Raw genomic sequence first — 17,067 nt, 5'->3', positions numbered from 1 at the left:
GCTGACCGGCGCCGCCTCCGACGCGTTCGCGCGCCCTCGCACCCGTACGGCAACCTGCCGTTCCCGTACGGCAGTTGACCGTTCTCGCACACCCACGCACCGTGAAATGGGTATCCCCATGTCTCAGACCGACGCCCGCCCGGCGACGCTGCCCGATCCCAGGCGCTGGAAGGCGCTCATCTTCATCGGCCTCGCCCAGCTGATGGTCGTCCTCGACGCCACCATCGTGAACATCGCCCTGCCGTCCGCCCAGCGGGACCTCGGCATATCCGACGGCAACCGCCAGTGGGTGATCACCGCCTACGCGCTGGCCTTCGGCGGCCTGCTGCTGTTCGGCGGCCGGATCGCGGACCTGTGGGGCCGCAAGCGGACCTTCATCGTCGGCCTGACCGGCTTCGCCCTGGCCTCCGCACTCGGCGGCGCCGCGGTCAACACCGCGATGCTGCTCGGCTCCCGCGCCCTGCAGGGCGTGTTCGGCGCGCTGCTGGCGCCGGCCGCGCTGTCGCTGCTCGCGGTGACCTTCACCGAGGCCAAGGAGCGCGCCAAGGCCTTCGGCATCTACGGCGCGATCGCCGGTGGCGGTGGCGCCATCGGTCTGATCCTCGGCGGCTTCCTGACCGAGTACATGAACTGGCGCTGGACCTTCTTCGTCAACATCCCGTTCGCCATCATGGCCGCCACCGGCGCCGTCCTGGTGATCCGCGAGCCCGCCGAGGGCCGCAACCGCAACCGGCTGGACATCCCCGGCGTGCTGCTGGTGACCACCGGCCTGGTCTCCCTGGTCTACGGGTTCACCCGGGCCGAGTCCAGCGGCTGGACGGCCGGCAGCACCCTGGGCCTGTTCGCCGCGGCCGTCGTGCTGCTGACCGCCTTCGCCCTGGTGGAGCGCAAGGTCAAGGCCCCGCTGCTGCCGCTGCGCGTGGTGCTGAACCGCAACCGCGGCGGGGTGTACCTGTCGCTGGGCATGGCCGTGATCGGCATGTTCGGTCTGTTCCTCTTCCTGACCTACTACCTGCAGGTCGTGCGCGGTTACAGCCCGGTCCTGACCGGCGTGGCCTTCCTGCCGATGGTGGCGGGCATGATCACCGGCTCGACCCAGATCGGCGCCCGGCTGATGACCCGCGTCCCGGCGCGCTACCTGATGGCGCCCGGCTTCCTGACCGCCTCGGTCGGCATGTTCCTGCTGACCCACATCGGCCTGGACACCTCGTACCCGGCGCTGATCCTGCCCGGCCTGGTCCTGATGGGCCTCGGCATGGGCACCGCCTTCATGCCGGCCATGAGCCTCGCCACCTACGGTGTCCAGCCGCGGGACGCGGGCGTGGCCTCGGCCATGGTCAACACCTCGCAGCAGGTCGGCGGCGCCATCGGCACCGCGTTGCTGAACACCATCGCGGCCAGCGCCACCACCAGCTGGCTGACCTCGCACGCCCACGCCCTGGCCACCGCCGCCTCGCCGGGGGCCGCCAAGGCCCTGCAGTTCCAGGGCATGGTGCACGGCTTCACCACCGCGATCTGGATCTCCTTCGGGATCCTGGTGGCGGCCGCCACCGTCGCCTTCACCTTCATCAACGCCGGCCACCCCGGCGCCGCGGGTGCGGGCGCCGACTCGGGCGCGGCGAAGGCCGACGAGGTGCCGGTGCTGGTGCACTGACCCTCGCGGCCCCTCGGGGTTCTGCCCGTCTCGTAGTGACGTGGGTGCGTACGCGGCCCGTCCGGTGTCTTCCCGACACCGGGCGGGCCGCTCGCCGTTTCCGCCCCGGCCGTGAAACAGAGCCCGAGTACCCCCGGGTAGAAGTGGGGATCACTCCCCGATTATTGTGACCTCAGCGAAACGGGGAACTATCCCCGTTTCCTTTGGACTGAGGTGCGTGCACATGACCCGGAATCAGAACCCAGGGCGGGGGCAGCGGGCCGCCGACTGGGCGGACGGCCGGCTGGGGATCTACTCCCTGGCCAGGGCCAACCTTCGGAAGATCTTCCCGGACCACTGGTCCTTCATGCTGGGCGAGATCTGCCTCTACACCTTCCTGATCATCATCCTGACCGGCGTCTGGCTGACCCTGTTCTTCAAGCCCAGCATGGGCGAGGTGGTCTACAGCGGCTCGTACGTCCCGCTCAAGGGCATCTCGATGTCCGAGGCCTACGCCTCCACCGTGGACATCAGCTTCGAGGTCCGCGGCGGGCTGCTGATCCGGCAGATCCACCACTGGGCGGCGATCGTCTTCGTCGCGGCCATGTTCGTCCACATGATGCGGGTGTTCTTCACCGGCGCCTTCCGCAAGCCGCGCGAGATCAACTGGGTCTTCGGCTTCCTGCTGCTGTTCCTCGGCATGCTGGACGGCTTCTTCGGCTACTCGCTGCCGGACGACCTGCTCTCCGGCACCGGCATCCGGTTCATCGAGGGCGTGGTGCTGGCCGTGCCGCTGGTCGGCACGTACGTCCAGATGTTCCTGTTCGGCGGGGAGTTCCCCGGGCACGACATCATCCCGAGGTTCTTCACCATCCACGTGCTGCTGGTGCCCGGCATCATGCTCGGCCTGCTGGTGGCCCACCTGATCCTGGTCTTCTACCACAAGCACACCCAGTGGGCCGGGCCGGGCAGGACCGAGAAGAACGTGGTCGGCATGCCGCTGATGCCGGTCTACCTGGCCAAGGCCGGCGGGTTCTTCTTCCTGGTCTTCGGGATCGTCGCGCTGATCTCCGCGATCGCCACCGTCAACCCGATCTGGGCGTACGGCCCGTACCGTCCGGACCAGGTCTCCACCGACGCCCAGCCGGACTGGTACATGGGCTTCGCGGAGGGCCTGATCCGGGTGATGCCCGGCTGGGAGATCGGCCTGTGGGGGCACACCCTCAACCTCGGGGTGCTGATCCCGTTCACGCTGTTTCCGGTGATCCTCGGCGCGATCGCGGTCTACCCGTTCATCGAGAGCTGGGTGACCGACGACGGGTGCGAGCACCACCTGCTCGACCGGCCGCGCAACGCCCCCGTGCGCACCGCCCTCGGCGCGGCCTGGATCAGCGTCTACCTGGTGATGCTCGTGGGCGGCGGCAACGACCTCATCGCCACCCATCTGCACCTGTCGCTCAACGCGATCACCTACGCGGTGCGGATCGGCTTCTTCGTCGTGCCGGTGGCCGTCTTCGTGGTCACCAAGCACTGGTGCCTGAGCCTGCAACGGCGGGACCGCGAGAAGGTGCTGCACGGACGGGAGACCGGCATCATCCGGCGCCTGCCGCACGGCGAGTTCACCGAGGTGCACGCCGGGCTCGCGCCCGCCGAACTGCACCGGCTCACGGCGCACGAACAGCCCCGCCCCCTCGAACTGCCGCCCGCGGTGGACGAGAATGGAGTGGCCCGCCCTGCGGGCGCGCTCACCCGCACCCGCGTGCGGCTGTCCCGCGGATTCCACGGGGAGCACGCCCAGGTCGCCAGGCCCACCGCCGAGGAGTACCGCGAGATCACCGAGGGCCACGGTCACCACTGACCCCGCCCCCCGCGAGAGGGAGGAGATCATGCACGACCGAACCGGCCGGCTCGCCGACAGCAGGTACCTCCTGCTGACCACCTTCGGCGACGACGGCACCCGACAGGACTCGCAGCTGTGGGTCGTGCCCGACGGCACGGCGCTCGGCGTCTGGACCCCCGCCCACTCCGGCGAGGCCGAACGGATCCGCCGCCACCCCCGGGTGCTGATCGGCCCCTGCGACGCCCACGGACGCCCCACCGGCCGGCGGGTCCCGGCCCGCGCGCGGCTCTGCGACCCCGACGCGACCGCGCGCTACCGCACCTCGCTGATCAACAAGTACGGCCTGACCGCGCTGATCGCGCTGGCCCGCAGCCGGTTCCGGGTGGGGCTGGAGGGGACGGTCGGGATCCGGATCACACTGAACGATCTGGAACAGCGGCTGGTCGGGCCGGAGTGGCGGCCGCCGGCCACGTACTGCGTCAACTGACCTCCACCGCGTGCCGGTTGACGCCCTCGGGCGTCAACCGGCTGCGCCGTGGTACGGCGGATCAGGACCCGTCGTCCGGCGCCCGGGCCAGGTCCCCCGGCTCGCAGGCCTCGCGGCCGGTCCCCACGTGCACCACCTTGACCGCCCGCTCGGGTCCGCCGGGGACGACCTGCTGCTCGTGCCCGCAGCGCGGGCAGAGCAGCGGGATGCGCGGGCGCTCCGGATCCCGTCCGGCCCGGTCGCCGACGGGGCGCGGGGCGGTCACGAGAGCGGGTGGGTCGGGACCGGGCTGACCTCCTGGATCTCCCCGTGCGCCTTGGAGAGCAACTGCGAGGCGAGGTCGTTGAGCGCGCGGGCCCCCGCGATCTCCTCGCCGACCCGCAGCTGTTCCGGGTCCGAGGGATGGCGGCTGCTGTAGCCGTGGGCGCGCAGTTCGCTCCCGTCGCCGAGCCGGAGCAGGGCGGCTGCGGTCGTCCGCGGGCCGTCCTCACGGAACTCCATCTCGATGTGCCAACCGACCAGAGTCTGCATGGCGGATCACCTCCATCGGTTACTCCTCCAGAGTGCGCCGCACCCAGCGTGAACACCAGGCCAGCCGGACCGGGGCGGAGTTGAACGCGTTCAAGTCGGCGGCGTAGAGTCACCGGAGAAAGCCTATTTGAACACGTTCAAGAGGGGGTGTGCCCGCCATGGGCAAGGGCACGACCGAACTGGTGGACCTGCTGGTCCTGCTCGGCATGGGCGCCGTCCTGCCGCTCGGACTGGCCCTGATCGACGAACCCGGGCTCGCCCGGATCCGCCGGCTCTGGCCGCTCGCGGCCGTCCCGGGGGCACTCTCGCTCTGGCTGCCGCGTGGCGGCCTCGCCACCGGCAGCGCCACCCTCTACGCGCTCGGCACCCTGCTCGTGGCCCTGCACGCACCCCTGCGGCTGGCCCGGACCCGCTCGCTCGCCCCCGCCGAGGTCGCCGTGCTCACCGCACTCGCCGCGCCCTCGGTGGCCGGCGTCGCACTGGTCGCCGAACGCTCCGGGTACCCGCTCTTCGGCTTCGAACCGCACATCCTGGCGCTGACCGTCCCGCACTTCCACTACGCCGGATTCACCGCCGCGCTGGTCGCCGGACTGGTCTGCCGCGCCGACCACGGCTCCCGGCCGGCCCGCTGCGCGGCGCTCAGCGTCCCGGCGGGCACCCTGCTGGTGCTGGCCGGGTACTTCCTCGGCAACTGGTGGCAGTTCGCCGGAGCCGTCGTACTTAGCACCGGGATGTGGCTGGTCGGCCTGGTCAGCTGGCGCGAACTGCGGCCCCGGGCGGCGGACCGGGCCACCGCCCGGCTGCTCGCCGCCTCCTCCGCCGTCCTGGCCCTCACCATGCTGCTCGCCCTGTGGTGGGCGCTCGGCCGGGCCGCCGGACTCCCCCACCCCACCCTGGCCTGGATGGCCGCCACCCACGGCCTCGGCAACGCGCTCGGCTTCGCCCTCTGCGCGCTCCTCGCCTGGCGCCGGATCGCCACCACGGAGACCCCCCGATGAACGAGCACAGCCGCCTCGGCAACGACTACAGCCACCCCGGCGACCTGCCCGCCGGCTACCGCCACCTGCGCCACCAGACCCGGATCGGCCACGGCCGCGCCGCCCTCGACGTCGCCGGGGCCGCCCTGCTCGGCTGGCGGATGCATCGCCTGGCCGGCGTCCGGATCGACGCGGAGGCCGAGGAGGCGGCGTCCGGCGTCGCCGTGCGCTGCGCCATCGGCCTCGGCCCGCTGCGGGCGGATGCTGGCCGCGATCGCGGCTGACGCGGCGTAAATCCGCTGGTCGGGCCGCGCGGACCTCCGGCATCATCGCCGGGTGATATCGATGCAGCCGGTGCTGGAGATGGGCGCCCCCGACGAGGACTTCGCACTCTGGCCGACGGGCGCCTTCGAGCCGTACGGATTCCTGGTGCTGGACGGGCGGTTGACGCCGCAGGACGTCGGCTCCGCGCTGTGGCGGATCGCCGACGCCAACGAGGACGCCCCCGAGGACGGCTCCGATGACCCCTCCGAGGGCGCCTTCGAGGACGTCCCCGAGGACACCTGCGAGGACGGCGAACTGCCCGACCCGCTGGAGGCCTTCCTGTACGGGCTGTTCACCGGGGAGTACCTGGTCGCCCCCGGCGGCTTCCGGGTGACGGACAGCGCCACCGGCGCCGTCTTCGCACCGGGCTGCTGCAACGGCCTGAAGGAGTGGCGCGAGTGGCTGGACGTGACGGACGGCTCCGGCGAGGGCTGGTTCGGCCACGACCCCCACGCCGCGGCCGAACGCCTCGGCACAACGGTGCGGTTGACGGTGGACACCCGGGCCGACGCCAGCCCGGTGATCGAGCTGACGGTGGACGAGCTGCGCCGACTGCTCGCCGGGGCCGAGCAGCAGCTGCGCGACTTCGTCCGGCTGGCAGGCGGCTGGGCCGAGCGGCAGCTCCCGGGGCACGCCCCCGCCCTCACCGCCGCACTGACCCGGGCACTCGCCCTGGAGGCCTCGCCGTGACCAGCTTCCGCACCCACCGGGCCCGGGTGCACGACGCCACCCTCCCGCCGTACCGGCGCCACAGCGCCCTGCGGACCTGTCTGACCGAGTTCGCCCCGTACGGCCTCCGGGCGACCTACCACCACCTCACCGTCAGCGCGCGGATGCCCCGACTCCTGGCGGCCGACCCGGACTCGCTGGTGCGGGCGGTGGAGGAACTGCACGAGGCGCGGGTGCTGTGGCTGGCCCGGGCCGAGGAGTTCGCGGCGCAGCGGCGGGCGGAGAAGCGGGCCGGGCGGCGCAGACCACCGGTGACGGCGTGGTGGGACCGGCGCCGCACGGGCCGTTCTGAACCGGGCCCGGCTCGGAACGGGATTCGCACCGGTCAGGTCGTGTGCGCCGGGACCGCGACCAGCAGGGCGTCGGTGCCCTGGACCCGCACCTCGAAGTGGTCGATGTCGCGCGGCTGGAGGGCCGCGCCGCCGACGGTGCGCAGCGTCCCGCGCTCGTAGGCCTCGCCCTGTCCGTCGGCCGGGACGCTCCAGGTGGTGACCGTCTCGTGCTCGCCGCCGTGCGAGACGGCGACCAGGCTGCAGATCAACGGGCCCTGCACACCCGAGAGTTGCAGGCTGACCTGGCTGCCCCAGGCCTTGCCGTCGACGCCGACGGTGGCCTTGGCGCCGGTGGTCGGGTCGGTGGCGCTGAACTGTTCGGCGACGGCGACCACGCCGGGCGTGGTCTCGGCGGTGAGCACCGCGGCCGTGACGGCCGGGCCCGCCGCGACCATCGCGGTCGCGGCGAGGGCGAGGGCCAGCCGCCGTATCCGCCCCCGCCGCCGGCTGGCCCTGATCTCGGCGACCAGCTGGTCCAGGAGCCGGCCGTTCGGCATCGGCAAGGGCCCGGCCGGATCCAGCCCCGCGGCCGCGGCCGCGGCCGAGTACTCGGCCAACAGCCTCCCGACGGACTTGAGTTGCCGCAACTCTTCGGTGCACTGCGGGCAGCCCGCCAGGTGCCGTTCGAAGGCGGCGCCCTCGGCGGGCTCCAGCAGGCCGAGGACGTACGCTCCGACGTCCAGGTGCCCGACTCCGGCGGGCAGGCCGGGGTCGGGGGCGGGCCACGTGGTCACGACGTCACTCCCCTTTCCTCCAGCGCGAGCCTGAGCGAGCGCAGTGCGTAGAACACCCTCGACCGGACGGTCCCGGCCGGGATGCCGAGTTCGGCGGCGGCCTCCTTCGCGGTGCGGCCCTTGAGGTAGGTCTCGACGATGACCTCCCGGTGGGCGGGCGAGAGGTCGGCGAGCGCGTCCGCGACGGTCATCATCCGCAGGGCCCGCTCGATATCGTCCTCGGCGGGCAGTTGTTCCAGGGCCTCCGCGTCCACCTCGCGCGGGCGGGCGCGGGCGCTGCGGTGGTCGTCGATGACGATCCGGCGGGCGACGGTGACCAACCAGGGCCGCAGCGAGTCGGCCTGCGGGTCGAGCCGGTGGATGTTGCGCCAGGCCCGGACCAGGGTCTCCTGGACGACGTCCTCGGCGCGCTGCCGGTCGCCCGCGACCAGGTGGAGGACGAAGGCGAAGAGCGGACCGGCGTGCTCGCGGTACAGGGCCCGCATCAGTTCCTCGTCGGGGGCCCCCGTGCCGTGCGCGGCGGAACCGCCGGCGGGGTGCTCATCGGTCACCACTTCATCCTTGCGCACCCTGGCCTCCCGGGCGAGGGCGGTGATCGGCAGCGGTCGGCGGCCGTCGGCCGGCGGCGGCGGTCCGTCGGCGGCGGTGGCCGGCATCGGTCGACGCGCATCGGTCAGTAGCCCGGCGTGCTGGGCATCGGGGTGGGGTTGGCGGGCCCCGGCGAGCTGGGCGCCGGGCTGCCGCTCGGCATCGCCTTGCCGCCGGTCGGGGTCACCGCGAACCAGCTGCCGGCCACGCCCTCGCCCTTGGTGTCACCGGCCTTGGTGTCCATCGAGAAGCGGTAGACCGGCGAGCCGTTGACGGTGACCTGCTCGGTGTCGTCGGAGCGGGTGACGGTGCCGACCGGCTTGCTGTCGACGCCCTTGGCGGTGACGTTGCCGTGGGCCTGCTCGGGCGGCCAGACCGTGGCGCAGTTACCGTTGCAGTAGGACTCCGGCGGGTTGGTCTCGTCCTGGTCGAAGCGGTAGAGCGTGAAGCCCGCGCTGTCGGTGGCGACCGTGCCGAGCTCGGGGTCGTGCGCGGTCCGCAGGGTGGTACCGGCCGGAGCAGCGGGACTGCCCGACATGCTCGGGGTGCTCGACTTGCCGGCCCCGGACGACCCGCAGCCGGCGACCAGGGCGGCCGCGGCGATGTCGGTCGCGGCGAGCACGGCGGCCCGCCGGGTGCGGGGTGTGCTGCGCATGGGCGCCTCCCGCCTCGGTGGACGGACTGGACACCCTTCTGTACGGGCGATGGCCGCCGCGTGCTCAATCCGCACGGCGCCCGGAATACCCCGGCGGGCATCACCGTTGTCCGGGGCACATGGTCTGTGCCGCCACCTTCGGAAGGGAAGGATCCGCGAGATGAGCAACACGGTCGAGCTGACCAAGGAGAACTTCGACGACATCGTCCCGGGCCCGGAGGGCAAGGACTTCGTCTTCATCGACTTCTGGGCCGGGTGGTGCGGGCCGTGCCGCCAGTTCGCCCCGGTGTACGAGAAGGCCGCGGAGCGCCACTCGGACCTGGTCTTCGCCAAGGTCGACACCGAGGCCCAGCAGGAGCTGGCCGCCGCGTTCGGCATCCAGTCGATCCCGACGCTGGCGATCATCCGCGAGGGCGTGCTCGTCTTCTCCCAGGCCGGCGCGCTGCCGGAGCCGGTCTTCGAGGACCTGATCGGCCAGGCCCGCAACCTGGACATGACCGAGGTCAAGCGCAAGGTGGCGGAGGAGCAGGCGGCCGAAGGCCAGGCCTGACGGCCGACCGGGTGCTCCACCCGGGGCGCTCCCGAGGCGGGAAATCCGGGCGCGATCCGTCCGGTTCGGACGCTAGAGTCGCCGGTGACGGGGGTCCCATCGCGGAAGGAGCGATCCACCATGAGCACGTTCGTACTGGTTCCCGGGCTCTGGCTCGGTGCCTGGGCCTGGGACGAGGTGGCCGCGCCGCTGCGCGCGGCCGGGCACCGGGTCCACCCGGTGAGCCTGCCGGGGCTCGCGGAACGGGCGGGCGAGCAGGGCGACTTCGGGCTGGAGGAGCACATCGCGGACCTGGTCGAGCTGCTGGTGCGCGAGGACCTGTGGGACGTGGTGCTGGTCGCGCACAGCGGTGCCTGCGCGCCGGTGTGCGGGGTCGCGGACCGGATGCCGGAGCGGATCCGGCGGGTGGTCTACCTGGACAGCGGCCCGATGGTCGACGGCACCTCGGTGTACGACCTCTGGCAGCCCGACTTCCGGGCGGAGGCCGACGCCACGGTGGTCGACGGCCGGTTCCCGATGCCCTCCTGGGAGTACATGGCCGCCCACGGGTCCAGCATCGAGGGCCTGGACGAGGCTGCCCTCGCGCAGGTCCGCACCCGGCTGACCCCGCACCCGGCCGGGGCCTACCGGGACGCGCTGCGGCTGACCGGCGCCGGGGCCGCGCTGCCGCAGGCACTGGTCTCCTGCTCCTTCCCGCTCGAACAGGTGCGGGCGCTGATCGCGGCCGGGCACCCGTGGTTCGCCGGGATGGACCGGCCCAACTGGGAACTGCGTGAACTGCCCACCGGGCACTGGCCGATGTTCTCCCGCCCCGCCGACACGGCCGCCCTGCTGGCGGAGCTCGCGGCAATCTGAGTCCGTCCGCGTGTTCGCCCGCGCGCGGGCCCCTGCGCGTCGCAGGATGGGGCCCACGCCGGCGGCCGTCGAGAGCGGCCCGCACCAGGCGGGACCACGCGAGGCCCGCGAGACCACGGAGGACGGGACATGACCAGCAGCACCGCCGAGGAGTACGACGTCATCGTCCTGGGCGCCGGCCCGACCGGTGAGAACGTGGCCGACCGGACGGTCGCCGCGGGGCTGCGCACGGTGATCGTGGAGGCCGAACTGGTCGGCGGCGAGTGCTCGTACTGGGCCTGCATGCCGAGCAAGGCGCTGCTGCGCCCGGGGGCCGCGCTGGACGACGCCCGCGCGGTGGGCGGCGCCCGGGAGGCGGTCGGCGACGGACGACTGGACGCGGTGGCGGTGCTGGCCCGGCGGGACTCCTTCACCTCGCACTGGAAGGACGACGGCCAGGTGCAGTGGCTGCGGGACACCGGCATCGAGCTGGTCCGCGGCCACGGCCGGCTGGCGGGCGTGCGGACCGTCACGGTGGAGGCGGAGGATGGCACCGAGCGGGTGCTCACCGCCCGGCACGCCGTCGCGGTGTGCACCGGCAGCCGCCCGGTGCTGCCGTCCGACGTGCCCGGGCTGGCGGAGGCCCACCCGTGGACCAATCGGGAGGCGACCGGCTCGCCGACCGTCCCCGGGCGCCTCGCGGTGGTCGGCGGCGGGGTGGTCGGGGTGGAGATGGCCTGCGCCTGGCGGGCGCTCGGCTCCAAGGTGGTGCTGCTGGTGCGCGGCGACGCGCTGCTGCCGCGGATGGAGCCGTTCGCGGGCGAGCTGGTCGCCGAGAGCCTGCGGGAGGCGGGGGTGGACCTCCGCTTCGGCACGGAGGTGACCGCGCTGGAGCGCACCGGGGCCTCCGGGCCGGTGGTGCTCTCCCTGAACGACGGCGAGCGGCTGACCGGGGGCGAGCGCCTGACCGTCGACGAGGTGCTGTACGCGACCGGACGGGCGCCGCGCACCGCCGACGTCGGGCTGGAGCAGGTCGGGCTGCGGCCGGGCAGCTGGCTGGACGTGGACGACAGCTGCACGGTGCTGGGCGTGGACGGCGAGTGGCTGTACGCCGCCGGGGACGTCAACCACCGGGCGCTGCTCACCCACCAGGGCAAGTACCAGGCCCGGATCACCGGTGCGGTGATCGCCGCCCGCGCCCAGGGGCGTGCGCTGGACACCTCGCGCTGGGGCGCGCACTCCGCGTCCGCCGACCTCGCCGGCGCGCCGCAGGTGGTGTTCACCCAGCCGGAGGTCGCGGCCGTCGGCCTGACCCTGGCGGCGGCCGAGCGGCTCGGGCTGCGGGTCAAGGCAGTCGACCACGAGATCGGCGACGTCGCCGGGGCCTCGCTGTACGCCGACGGCTACCGTGGCCGGGCCCGGGTGGTCTTCGACCTGGACCGGGAGGTTATCGTCGGCGCCTGCCTGGTCGGCCCGGCCGTCGCCGAACTGCTGCACTCCGCGACCGTCGCGGTGGTCGGCGAGGTGCCGATCGACCGGCTCTGGCACGCCGTCCCCGCCTACCCGACGATCAGCGAGGTGTGGCTGCGGCTGCTGGAGGGCTGCCGGGGCTAGGGCCTGCCCGGCGCGGCCGGGGTGCCCGAGCCCTACCGGGGTGCATGTGGTCCGGCCGGCCGGCGCGGCGCGGCGAGATGTGACCACCGGCGGACGGCGGGACACTGGCGATGAGGCGTGCCGACGCGCCTCGGGGGGCCGTCCCGGGGGGCCGTGCTCGTGATCAGGTGGTGTGAGGCATGACCGAGGTGCTGTTGGCCGTCGGAACCGAGAAGGGCCTCTTTCTCGGCCGCAGCCGCGACCGGCTGGACTGGGAGTTCAGCGGGCCGCACTTCCGGATGAACGCGATCTACTCCGTCTCGATCGACCGCCGTAAGGGCCGGACCAGACTGCTGGTCGGCGCCGACAGCAGCCACTGGGGCCCCTCGGTGTGGCGTTCCGACGACCTCGGCGCCACCTGGCACGAGCCGACGCGCCCGGCGATCCGCTTCCCCGAGTCCACCGGCGCCTCGCTCACCCGGGTCTGGCAGCTCCAGCCCGCCGGGCCGGAGGTTCCCGGAGTGGTGTACGCGGGCACCGAACCGGCCGCGCTGTTCCGCTCCACCGACGGCGGCGAGACCTTCGCCCTCGTCGAGTCGCTCTGGAACCACCCCCAGCGGCCCGAGTGGGGCGCCGGGTACGGCGGCCAGGGCCTGCACACCATCCTCACCGACCCGCGCGACCCCCAGCGGCTGCTGGTCGCCGTCTCCAGCGGCGGCGTCTACCGCAGCAAGGACGGCGGCGACAGCTGGGCCCCCTCCAACACCGGCCTGCGCGCCGAGTTCTTCCCGGAGGAGCGCCAGTACCCCGAGTTCGGCCAGTGCGTCCACAAGATCGCCGCGGACCCGGTCCACCCCGACCGGCTCTACCTGCAGAACCACGGCGGCGTCTACCGCAGCGACGACTGGGGCGCGAGCTGGCGCTCCATCGTGGACGGGCTGCCCGCCGAGTTCGGCTTCGCCATCGCCGCCCATCCGCGCCGGGGCGACACCGCCTACCTCTTCCCGCTCGGCGGCGCGGACGACCGGATCCCGCCCGGCCGCCGCTGCCGGGTCTTCCGCACCACGGACGCCGGCACCAGCTGGAAGCAGCTGGCCAACGGCCTGCCGGGCGAGGACCACTACGGGATCGTGCTGCGCGACGCCCTGCGCACCGACGACGCCGACCCGGCCGGGATCTACTTCGGCAACCGGACCGGCGACGTGTACGGCAGCCGCGACGAGGGCGAGAACTGGTCGCTGCTGGTCTCCCACCTGCCGGACGTGCTCTGCGTCCGCGCGGCGGTGGTGAGCTGAGCCGCCGCCACGAGCGCGCGGGTGCCACGAACGCCGCCTCGAAACCCGCTGGTCGAAAACCCGCTGATCGAAAACCCGTTGCACCGGGCTCCCGGTTCTGGTGAGCATGGGCCGCCGGCGAACGATCTCGTGAACGGGGTGGGGCCATGGCCGACGCGGACCGGGTGATCAGGAGGAACGGCGACGGTGTACCGGTGCTGCGGTACCGGTTGGGCGAGCGGGAGGGGCGGCCCTGGGCCGACCTGCTGGAGGTGCTGGACGACTCGGCGGACGCGGCGGAGTACATCCGCACCGAGTTGCCCGGCTGGGTCGTCTCCGGCCCGCCCGAGCTCGGACAGCGGCTGCTGGCGCGGGGCGCGACCGCCCTGCGGCACGCCCACACCTTCCGGCGCGACCTGCGCGCCGATCCCCCGCCCGCCGAGTGGGCCGGGACGCCGCTGCGCGAGGGCCTGCGGGCGGTGCCCTGCGACCGCTCGCCACAGGAGATGCTGGAGTCCTGGCGGGCCGCCTTCGACCCGGCCCACGTGGACCACTTTCCCGGCGACGACGCCCAGGCCGTCGCCGACCGGATCGGCCCGCTGCTGGCCGGGCAGGCCATCGGCCCGGTGCTGCCCTCCAGCCTGCTCGCCGTGGACGCCGAGGACCGGGTGGTCGCCGCCGCCGTGCTGACCGACCGCGACGGCCTGCCCTGGGTCGCCGAGGTCTTCCGCCACCCGCGGCGCGGCTACCGCGGACTCGGCGCCGACCTGCTGCGCCGGGCGGTCGCGGACGCCGCCGACCGAGGGCTGGCCGAGGTGCACCTGGCGGTGACCGAGGGCAACCCGGCCCGCCGGGTCTACGAGGCCCTGGGCTTCCTGCGGCAGGAGACCTCCCTGACGGTGATCGTGCCGGACGCCGTCTAGCGCTCAGGGTTGGCCCTGGGCTCACGGCCGGCGCTCACGGCCGGGCGAGGCGCGCCCTCGATCCGGGCACCGCTGACCACGACCATGGTCAGGCCGATCGCGACCAGCAGCTCCGCCCAGAAGAACGCCGCCCGGGACGGGCCGATCGGGGGTTCCCCCGGACGCGGAAAACACGCTGGTCGGAGGTGCTGTGTAGGCTCACTGGTCATGGCGAGGGTGACACGGGACGATGTGGCGCGGGTGGCGGGGACGTCCACAGCGGTCGTGAGTTATGTGATCAACGACGGACCGCGGCCGGTGGCGGCGGCCACCCGGGCCCGGGTCCTCGCGGCGGTGGAGGAGCTCGGCTACCGGCCCAACCGGGTCGCCCAGGCGATGGCGCGGCGGCGGACCAACCTGCTCGGGATGGTCGTGCCGGACGCCCGCCAGCCCTTCTTCGCCGGGCTGGCGCACGCCGTCGAGCAGGCCGCCACCGAGCACGGCCGACTGCTGCTGATCGGCAACTCCGACTACGCCGACGAGCGTGAGGCGCACTACATCCGGGCCTTCCTCGGGATGCAGGTGGACGGCCTGATCCTGGTCACCCAGGACCCGGCCACCCCCGGGCTGACCGGCTTCGACTCAGCCGACGGCACCCCGGTCGTCCTGCTGCACCACCGGACGGAGAGCGCCGACGGCGTCGCCGTGGTGGCGGACGACGAGGGCGGCGCCCGCGAGGTGGTCCGCCACCTGCTCGGCCACGGCCACGCCGAGGTGCACTGCTTCGGCGGCACCCTGGCGCTCAGCCCGCTCGACCCGGTCACCGGACGGACGGCCGGCTGGGCCGAGGCGCTGGCCGAGGCCGAGCTGTCCACCGACGGGCGGCTCACCCCGGCGCCCTTCGACCGGGTCCGGGCGCACGCCGAGGCGCTCACCCTGCTCAGCCGGCCCGACCGGCCGTCCGCCGTGTTCTGCGCGACGGACGACCAGGCGATCGGCCTGCTGCGGGCCGCCGACGACCTGGGCATCCGGGTGCCGGAGGACCTCGCGGTGGCCGGGTTCGACGACATCGCCGAGGCGGTGATCGCCGGACCGGCGCTGACCACCGTCACCACCGCGCAGGACGAGATGGCCCGGGCCGCGCTGGACCTCGTGCTCGGCGGGCCCGAGCGCCGCGCCTCCGGGGCCCGGACCTTCCCGGCCCGGCTGGTGGTGCGGCGCTCCTGCGGCTGCCCGGCCGCGGCTGCGCGGTAGCAGCGACAACAGCCTCAAGACGTACGTCAGTTCAGCTGGAAGGCGGCCTCGACCGGGTAGTGGTCGCTGGGCGCGTTGGTGTCCAGCCGGCCCGGCGTCCAGCCGGCCTGCGGGTCGAAGTCGATCTTCACGTTGGACATCGAGGTCGGCACCGGGCGGCCCGGGGCGTTGAGGTAGCCGATGTAGTCGAGGTCGTCCCGGTAGTCGGTCGGGAAGGTCTCCACGCCCGCCATGTACTGGCACCAGGAGGAGACCGGGCAGTCCATGGTGGTGTGGGCCTGGGTCGGGTCGGTGGCCGGGGTGCCGAGCACGCCGTTGACCGCGTTCTGGGCGTTGGCGTAGTCGCCGCGGCTCTGGCCGTGGAAGTACTCGACGTTGAGGTCGCCGCCGATCAGCACCGGCGCGCTGCTGCCGACGATGCCGTCGACCCAGGCGCGGATCTCGGCGAGCTGGCCGAGCCGGGTGGACTGGGTGGTGTCGGTGGAGGTGTCGGACTCGTCGGCCTGCAGGTGGGTGCCGACCACCCAGGCGGTGCTGCCGTTCTTGTTCACCTGCACCAGCGCCGCGCCCTTGTTGGCGTGGTAGTCCCAGGTGCCGTAGGTGGAGTTGCTGAAGACGTGGGCGTACTGGGCGGTGATCGGGTACTTGGAGAGGATCATCGTGCCGCCGTTGATGACGAACAGCGAGCTGGAGCAGTTGCCGCTGACGCCCGTCCAGCCGCCGCCGGAGCAGACCCCGCCGACCACCGGGGTGCGGTACGGGTAGAGGTCGGCGAGCTTGGCGTTGATGTCGGCGGTCGAGCTGTTGTTGAACTGCTCGTCCAGGACGACCACGTCGGCGTTGTGCTGGCGGACGATCTGCTCGATCACCGGGGTGCGGCGGGCGGCCTGCTCGTTCTGGGTGCTGTCGACGATCGCGGTGCCGAGGTCGACGTTGAACGCGAAGACGGACAGCGTGGTGGGGCTAGCCGCGGTGGTGGCGAAGGCCGTCGGCGCGGTGCCGCCGAACAGCAGTGCGGCGGCGGCCGCCGAGGTGAGGGCGGTGGCCGTGCGACGCGAGAGCATGGGCGTTCTCCTGGGTCCGTCAATCCGGTGGGCCCGGCCGGCCCGGGGTGACCGGCCGCCGGGGATTGGCGGGGGAACGCTAGCTACTGCTCGGTACTTCGGGAAGAACGGCAGGCGATCAGTTTCGATCGCTCCTGTGGCGACGAGGTGTCTGTACAGGTCAGCGCGGTTGGCTGACAAGATGTCTGTACACCCTTGCACCGGGCGGCGAGGACCCGGTGAGCTTACGTCAGCCGTCCGACAGTTCGTCCGCGAGCAGATCCATCAGCAGGTTGTCGTGCCAACTGCCGTCCGGGCCACGCTCGTACTGGCGCATGGTGCCGACCGGGCGGAAGCCCACCTTGGTGTAGCAGCGGATCGCGGCGAGATTGTCCGCGGCCGGGTCGATCACCAGCCGGTGGTAGTGGTGGTCGTGCACCAGGTGCCGGGCCATGGTGCGCACGGCGTCGGTGCCCAGGCCCAGGCCGTGCACCGACGGGTCCAGGTAGAGGTCCATCCCGGCGTGGCGGTACTCGTCGTCGTTGTTGGCGTACCACTGGACGGCGCCGACCACCCGGCCGCCCACGTCGATCGCGAAGGTCTCGGTGTCGGGCGATTCCAGGTCCCCGGCGACCTCGTCGACCAGGTCGTCGCCGCCGCGCCAGCGGGCGAACACCTCGGGCGTGCTGCGGATCGCCACCAGCGCCGGGATGTCGTCGGCGGTGGCCGGGCGGAGGGTGACCAGCGTGCCGTGCAGAATCGTCCCCATATGGGGCATGTTGGCACG

At 73.2% G+C, this 17,067-nt stretch carries 19 protein-coding genes; 12 read left to right on the top strand and 7 right to left on the bottom strand.

The window, feature by feature from the left end; genetic code table 11:
- Nucleotides 1–106 precede the first annotated feature (106 nt).
- From ACIG5E_RS07750 to ACIG5E_RS07740, 3 genes are all read left to right on the top strand, one after another.
- A complete protein-coding gene (locus tag ACIG5E_RS07750) occupies nt 107–1,654 on the top strand; it encodes an MFS transporter (RefSeq protein WP_396532248.1) in 1,548 nt (515 codons plus the stop codon).
- Nucleotides 1,655–1,877: 223 nt separating this feature from the next.
- Complete coding sequence (locus tag ACIG5E_RS07745; protein ID WP_396532246.1) at nt 1,878–3,491, top strand: cytochrome bc complex cytochrome b subunit; 1,614 nt, start codon at nt 1,878–1,880, stop codon at nt 3,489–3,491.
- A gap of 28 nt (nt 3,492–3,519) precedes the next feature.
- Nucleotides 3,520–3,960 carry a PPOX class F420-dependent oxidoreductase gene (locus ACIG5E_RS07740; RefSeq protein WP_396532245.1) on the top strand — a complete coding sequence of 147 codons (441 nt, stop codon included), beginning with the start codon at nt 3,520–3,522 and terminating at the stop codon, nt 3,958–3,960.
- A 61-nt stretch (nt 3,961–4,021) separates the two neighbouring features.
- Here ACIG5E_RS07740 and ACIG5E_RS07735 read toward each other — a convergent pair whose 3' ends face one another.
- Together ACIG5E_RS07735 and ACIG5E_RS07730 are read right to left on the bottom strand one after the other, a co-directional pair.
- The gene (locus ACIG5E_RS07735) at nt 4,022–4,225 is read right to left on the bottom strand and encodes a hypothetical protein (protein ID WP_396532244.1); all 204 of its coding nucleotides are present in this window, start codon (nt 4,223–4,225) and stop codon (nt 4,022–4,024) included.
- Nucleotides 4,222–4,491, bottom strand: coding sequence for a DUF1876 domain-containing protein (locus ACIG5E_RS07730; RefSeq protein WP_030281392.1), 270 nt, complete (start codon nt 4,489–4,491; stop codon nt 4,222–4,224). The genes ACIG5E_RS07735 and ACIG5E_RS07730 overlap by 4 nt, the downstream gene beginning before the upstream one ends.
- A 158-nt stretch (nt 4,492–4,649) precedes the next feature.
- On the opposite strand from ACIG5E_RS07730, the gene ACIG5E_RS07725 reads away from it, so the two are divergent.
- From ACIG5E_RS07725 to ACIG5E_RS07715, 3 genes are all read left to right on the top strand, one after another.
- Nucleotides 4,650–5,489: a YndJ family protein gene (locus ACIG5E_RS07725; protein WP_396532243.1), complete on the top strand. Its 840-nt coding sequence runs from the start codon at nt 4,650–4,652 to the stop codon at nt 5,487–5,489.
- Nucleotides 5,486–5,752: a DUF1990 family protein gene (locus ACIG5E_RS07720; protein WP_396532242.1), complete on the top strand. Its 267-nt coding sequence runs from the start codon at nt 5,486–5,488 to the stop codon at nt 5,750–5,752. The genes ACIG5E_RS07725 and ACIG5E_RS07720 overlap by 4 nt, the downstream gene beginning before the upstream one ends.
- A 61-nt stretch (nt 5,753–5,813) precedes the next feature.
- Entirely contained in the window at nt 5,814–6,482 is a 669-nt protein-coding gene (locus ACIG5E_RS07715) for a hypothetical protein (protein WP_396532287.1), read from the top strand.
- Between the two features lie 364 nt (nt 6,483–6,846).
- Here the strand turns inward: ACIG5E_RS07715 and ACIG5E_RS07710 are convergent, their stop codons facing one another.
- The 3 genes from ACIG5E_RS07710 to ACIG5E_RS07700 all read right to left on the bottom strand — a co-directional run bounded on the left by ACIG5E_RS07710 (nt 6,847) and on the right by ACIG5E_RS07700 (nt 8,830).
- Complete coding sequence (locus ACIG5E_RS07710) at nt 6,847–7,587, bottom strand: anti-sigma factor family protein (protein WP_396532241.1); 741 nt, start codon at nt 7,585–7,587, stop codon at nt 6,847–6,849.
- Nucleotides 7,584–8,156, bottom strand: coding sequence for a sigma-70 family RNA polymerase sigma factor (locus tag ACIG5E_RS07705; protein ID WP_396532286.1), 573 nt, complete (start codon nt 8,154–8,156; stop codon nt 7,584–7,586). Before ACIG5E_RS07705 ends, ACIG5E_RS07710 begins: the two co-directional genes overlap by 4 nt.
- A 104-nt stretch (nt 8,157–8,260) precedes the next feature.
- The gene (locus tag ACIG5E_RS07700; RefSeq protein WP_396532240.1) at nt 8,261–8,830 is read right to left on the bottom strand and encodes a hypothetical protein; all 570 of its coding nucleotides are present in this window, start codon (nt 8,828–8,830) and stop codon (nt 8,261–8,263) included.
- A 160-nt stretch (nt 8,831–8,990) separates the two neighbouring features.
- Here ACIG5E_RS07700 and ACIG5E_RS07695 point away from each other — a divergent pair, with 160 nt between their 5' ends.
- The 6 genes from ACIG5E_RS07695 (at nt 8,991) to ACIG5E_RS07670 (ending at nt 15,237) form a co-directional block, all read left to right on the top strand.
- Nucleotides 8,991–9,380, top strand: a complete 390-nt coding sequence (locus tag ACIG5E_RS07695) for a thioredoxin family protein (RefSeq protein ID WP_396532239.1) — start codon at nt 8,991–8,993, stop codon at nt 9,378–9,380.
- 120 nt (nt 9,381–9,500) lie between these two features.
- Nucleotides 9,501–10,235, top strand: a complete 735-nt coding sequence (locus tag ACIG5E_RS07690) for an alpha/beta fold hydrolase (RefSeq protein ID WP_396532238.1) — start codon at nt 9,501–9,503, stop codon at nt 10,233–10,235.
- A gap of 129 nt (nt 10,236–10,364) precedes the next feature.
- On the top strand, nt 10,365–11,828 hold the full coding sequence (locus tag ACIG5E_RS07685; RefSeq protein WP_396532237.1) for a dihydrolipoyl dehydrogenase family protein: 1,464 nt from the start codon (nt 10,365–10,367) through the stop codon (nt 11,826–11,828).
- Between the two features lie 179 nt (nt 11,829–12,007).
- The gene (locus tag ACIG5E_RS07680) at nt 12,008–13,102 is read left to right on the top strand and encodes a WD40/YVTN/BNR-like repeat-containing protein (protein WP_396532236.1); all 1,095 of its coding nucleotides are present in this window, start codon (nt 12,008–12,010) and stop codon (nt 13,100–13,102) included.
- A gap of 146 nt (nt 13,103–13,248) precedes the next feature.
- Complete coding sequence (locus ACIG5E_RS07675; RefSeq protein WP_396532235.1) at nt 13,249–14,004, top strand: GNAT family N-acetyltransferase; 756 nt, start codon at nt 13,249–13,251, stop codon at nt 14,002–14,004.
- Between the two features lie 207 nt (nt 14,005–14,211).
- Nucleotides 14,212–15,237, top strand: a complete 1,026-nt coding sequence (locus ACIG5E_RS07670) for a LacI family DNA-binding transcriptional regulator (protein WP_396532234.1) — start codon at nt 14,212–14,214, stop codon at nt 15,235–15,237.
- 26 nt (nt 15,238–15,263) lie between these two features.
- Here ACIG5E_RS07670 and ACIG5E_RS07665 read toward each other — a convergent pair whose 3' ends face one another.
- Nucleotides 15,264–16,301, bottom strand: a complete 1,038-nt coding sequence (locus ACIG5E_RS07665) for an endonuclease/exonuclease/phosphatase family protein (protein ID WP_396532233.1) — start codon at nt 16,299–16,301, stop codon at nt 15,264–15,266.
- A gap of 229 nt (nt 16,302–16,530) precedes the next feature.
- A complete protein-coding gene (locus tag ACIG5E_RS07660) occupies nt 16,531–17,049 on the bottom strand; it encodes a GNAT family N-acetyltransferase (protein ID WP_396532232.1) in 519 nt (172 codons plus the stop codon).
- Nucleotides 17,050–17,067: the final 18 nt, after the last annotated feature.

Source organism: Kitasatospora sp. NPDC053057 (assembly GCF_044546945.1).
Taxonomy (GTDB): Bacteria; Actinomycetota; Actinomycetes; order Streptomycetales; family Streptomycetaceae; genus Kitasatospora.
Note: the sequence above shows the minus strand (reverse complement) of the source record. Positions and strands in the feature narration are given on the sequence as shown.

What these genes read in the sequence shown, in the direction of transcription:
- ACIG5E_RS07665 (WP_396532233.1), bottom strand. Translation starts at nt 16,301, where the DNA reads ATGCTCTCGCGTCGCACGGCCACCGCCCTCACCTCGGCGGCCGCCGCC.
- ACIG5E_RS07685 (WP_396532237.1), top strand. Translation starts at nt 10,365, where the DNA reads ATGACCAGCAGCACCGCCGAGGAGTACGACGTCATCGTCCTGGGCGCC.
- ACIG5E_RS07730 (WP_030281392.1), bottom strand. Translation starts at nt 4,491, where the DNA reads ATGCAGACTCTGGTCGGTTGGCACATCGAGATGGAGTTCCGTGAGGAC.
- ACIG5E_RS07750 (WP_396532248.1), top strand. Translation starts at nt 107, where the DNA reads ATGGGTATCCCCATGTCTCAGACCGACGCCCGCCCGGCGACGCTGCCC.
- ACIG5E_RS07715 (WP_396532287.1), top strand. Translation starts at nt 5,814, where the DNA reads ATGCAGCCGGTGCTGGAGATGGGCGCCCCCGACGAGGACTTCGCACTC.
- ACIG5E_RS07690 (WP_396532238.1), top strand. Translation starts at nt 9,501, where the DNA reads ATGAGCACGTTCGTACTGGTTCCCGGGCTCTGGCTCGGTGCCTGGGCC.
- ACIG5E_RS07720 (WP_396532242.1), top strand. Translation starts at nt 5,486, where the DNA reads ATGAACGAGCACAGCCGCCTCGGCAACGACTACAGCCACCCCGGCGAC.
- ACIG5E_RS07660 (WP_396532232.1), bottom strand. Translation starts at nt 17,049, where the DNA reads ATGGGGACGATTCTGCACGGCACGCTGGTCACCCTCCGCCCGGCCACC.
- ACIG5E_RS07725 (WP_396532243.1), top strand. Translation starts at nt 4,650, where the DNA reads ATGGGCAAGGGCACGACCGAACTGGTGGACCTGCTGGTCCTGCTCGGC.
- ACIG5E_RS07745 (WP_396532246.1), top strand. Translation starts at nt 1,878, where the DNA reads ATGACCCGGAATCAGAACCCAGGGCGGGGGCAGCGGGCCGCCGACTGG.
- ACIG5E_RS07695 (WP_396532239.1), top strand. Translation starts at nt 8,991, where the DNA reads ATGAGCAACACGGTCGAGCTGACCAAGGAGAACTTCGACGACATCGTC.
- ACIG5E_RS07675 (WP_396532235.1), top strand. Translation starts at nt 13,249, where the DNA reads ATGGCCGACGCGGACCGGGTGATCAGGAGGAACGGCGACGGTGTACCG.
- ACIG5E_RS07740 (WP_396532245.1), top strand. Translation starts at nt 3,520, where the DNA reads ATGCACGACCGAACCGGCCGGCTCGCCGACAGCAGGTACCTCCTGCTG.
- ACIG5E_RS07680 (WP_396532236.1), top strand. Translation starts at nt 12,008, where the DNA reads ATGACCGAGGTGCTGTTGGCCGTCGGAACCGAGAAGGGCCTCTTTCTC.
- ACIG5E_RS07700 (WP_396532240.1), bottom strand. Translation starts at nt 8,830, where the DNA reads ATGCGCAGCACACCCCGCACCCGGCGGGCCGCCGTGCTCGCCGCGACC.
- ACIG5E_RS07670 (WP_396532234.1), top strand. Translation starts at nt 14,212, where the DNA reads ATGGCGAGGGTGACACGGGACGATGTGGCGCGGGTGGCGGGGACGTCC.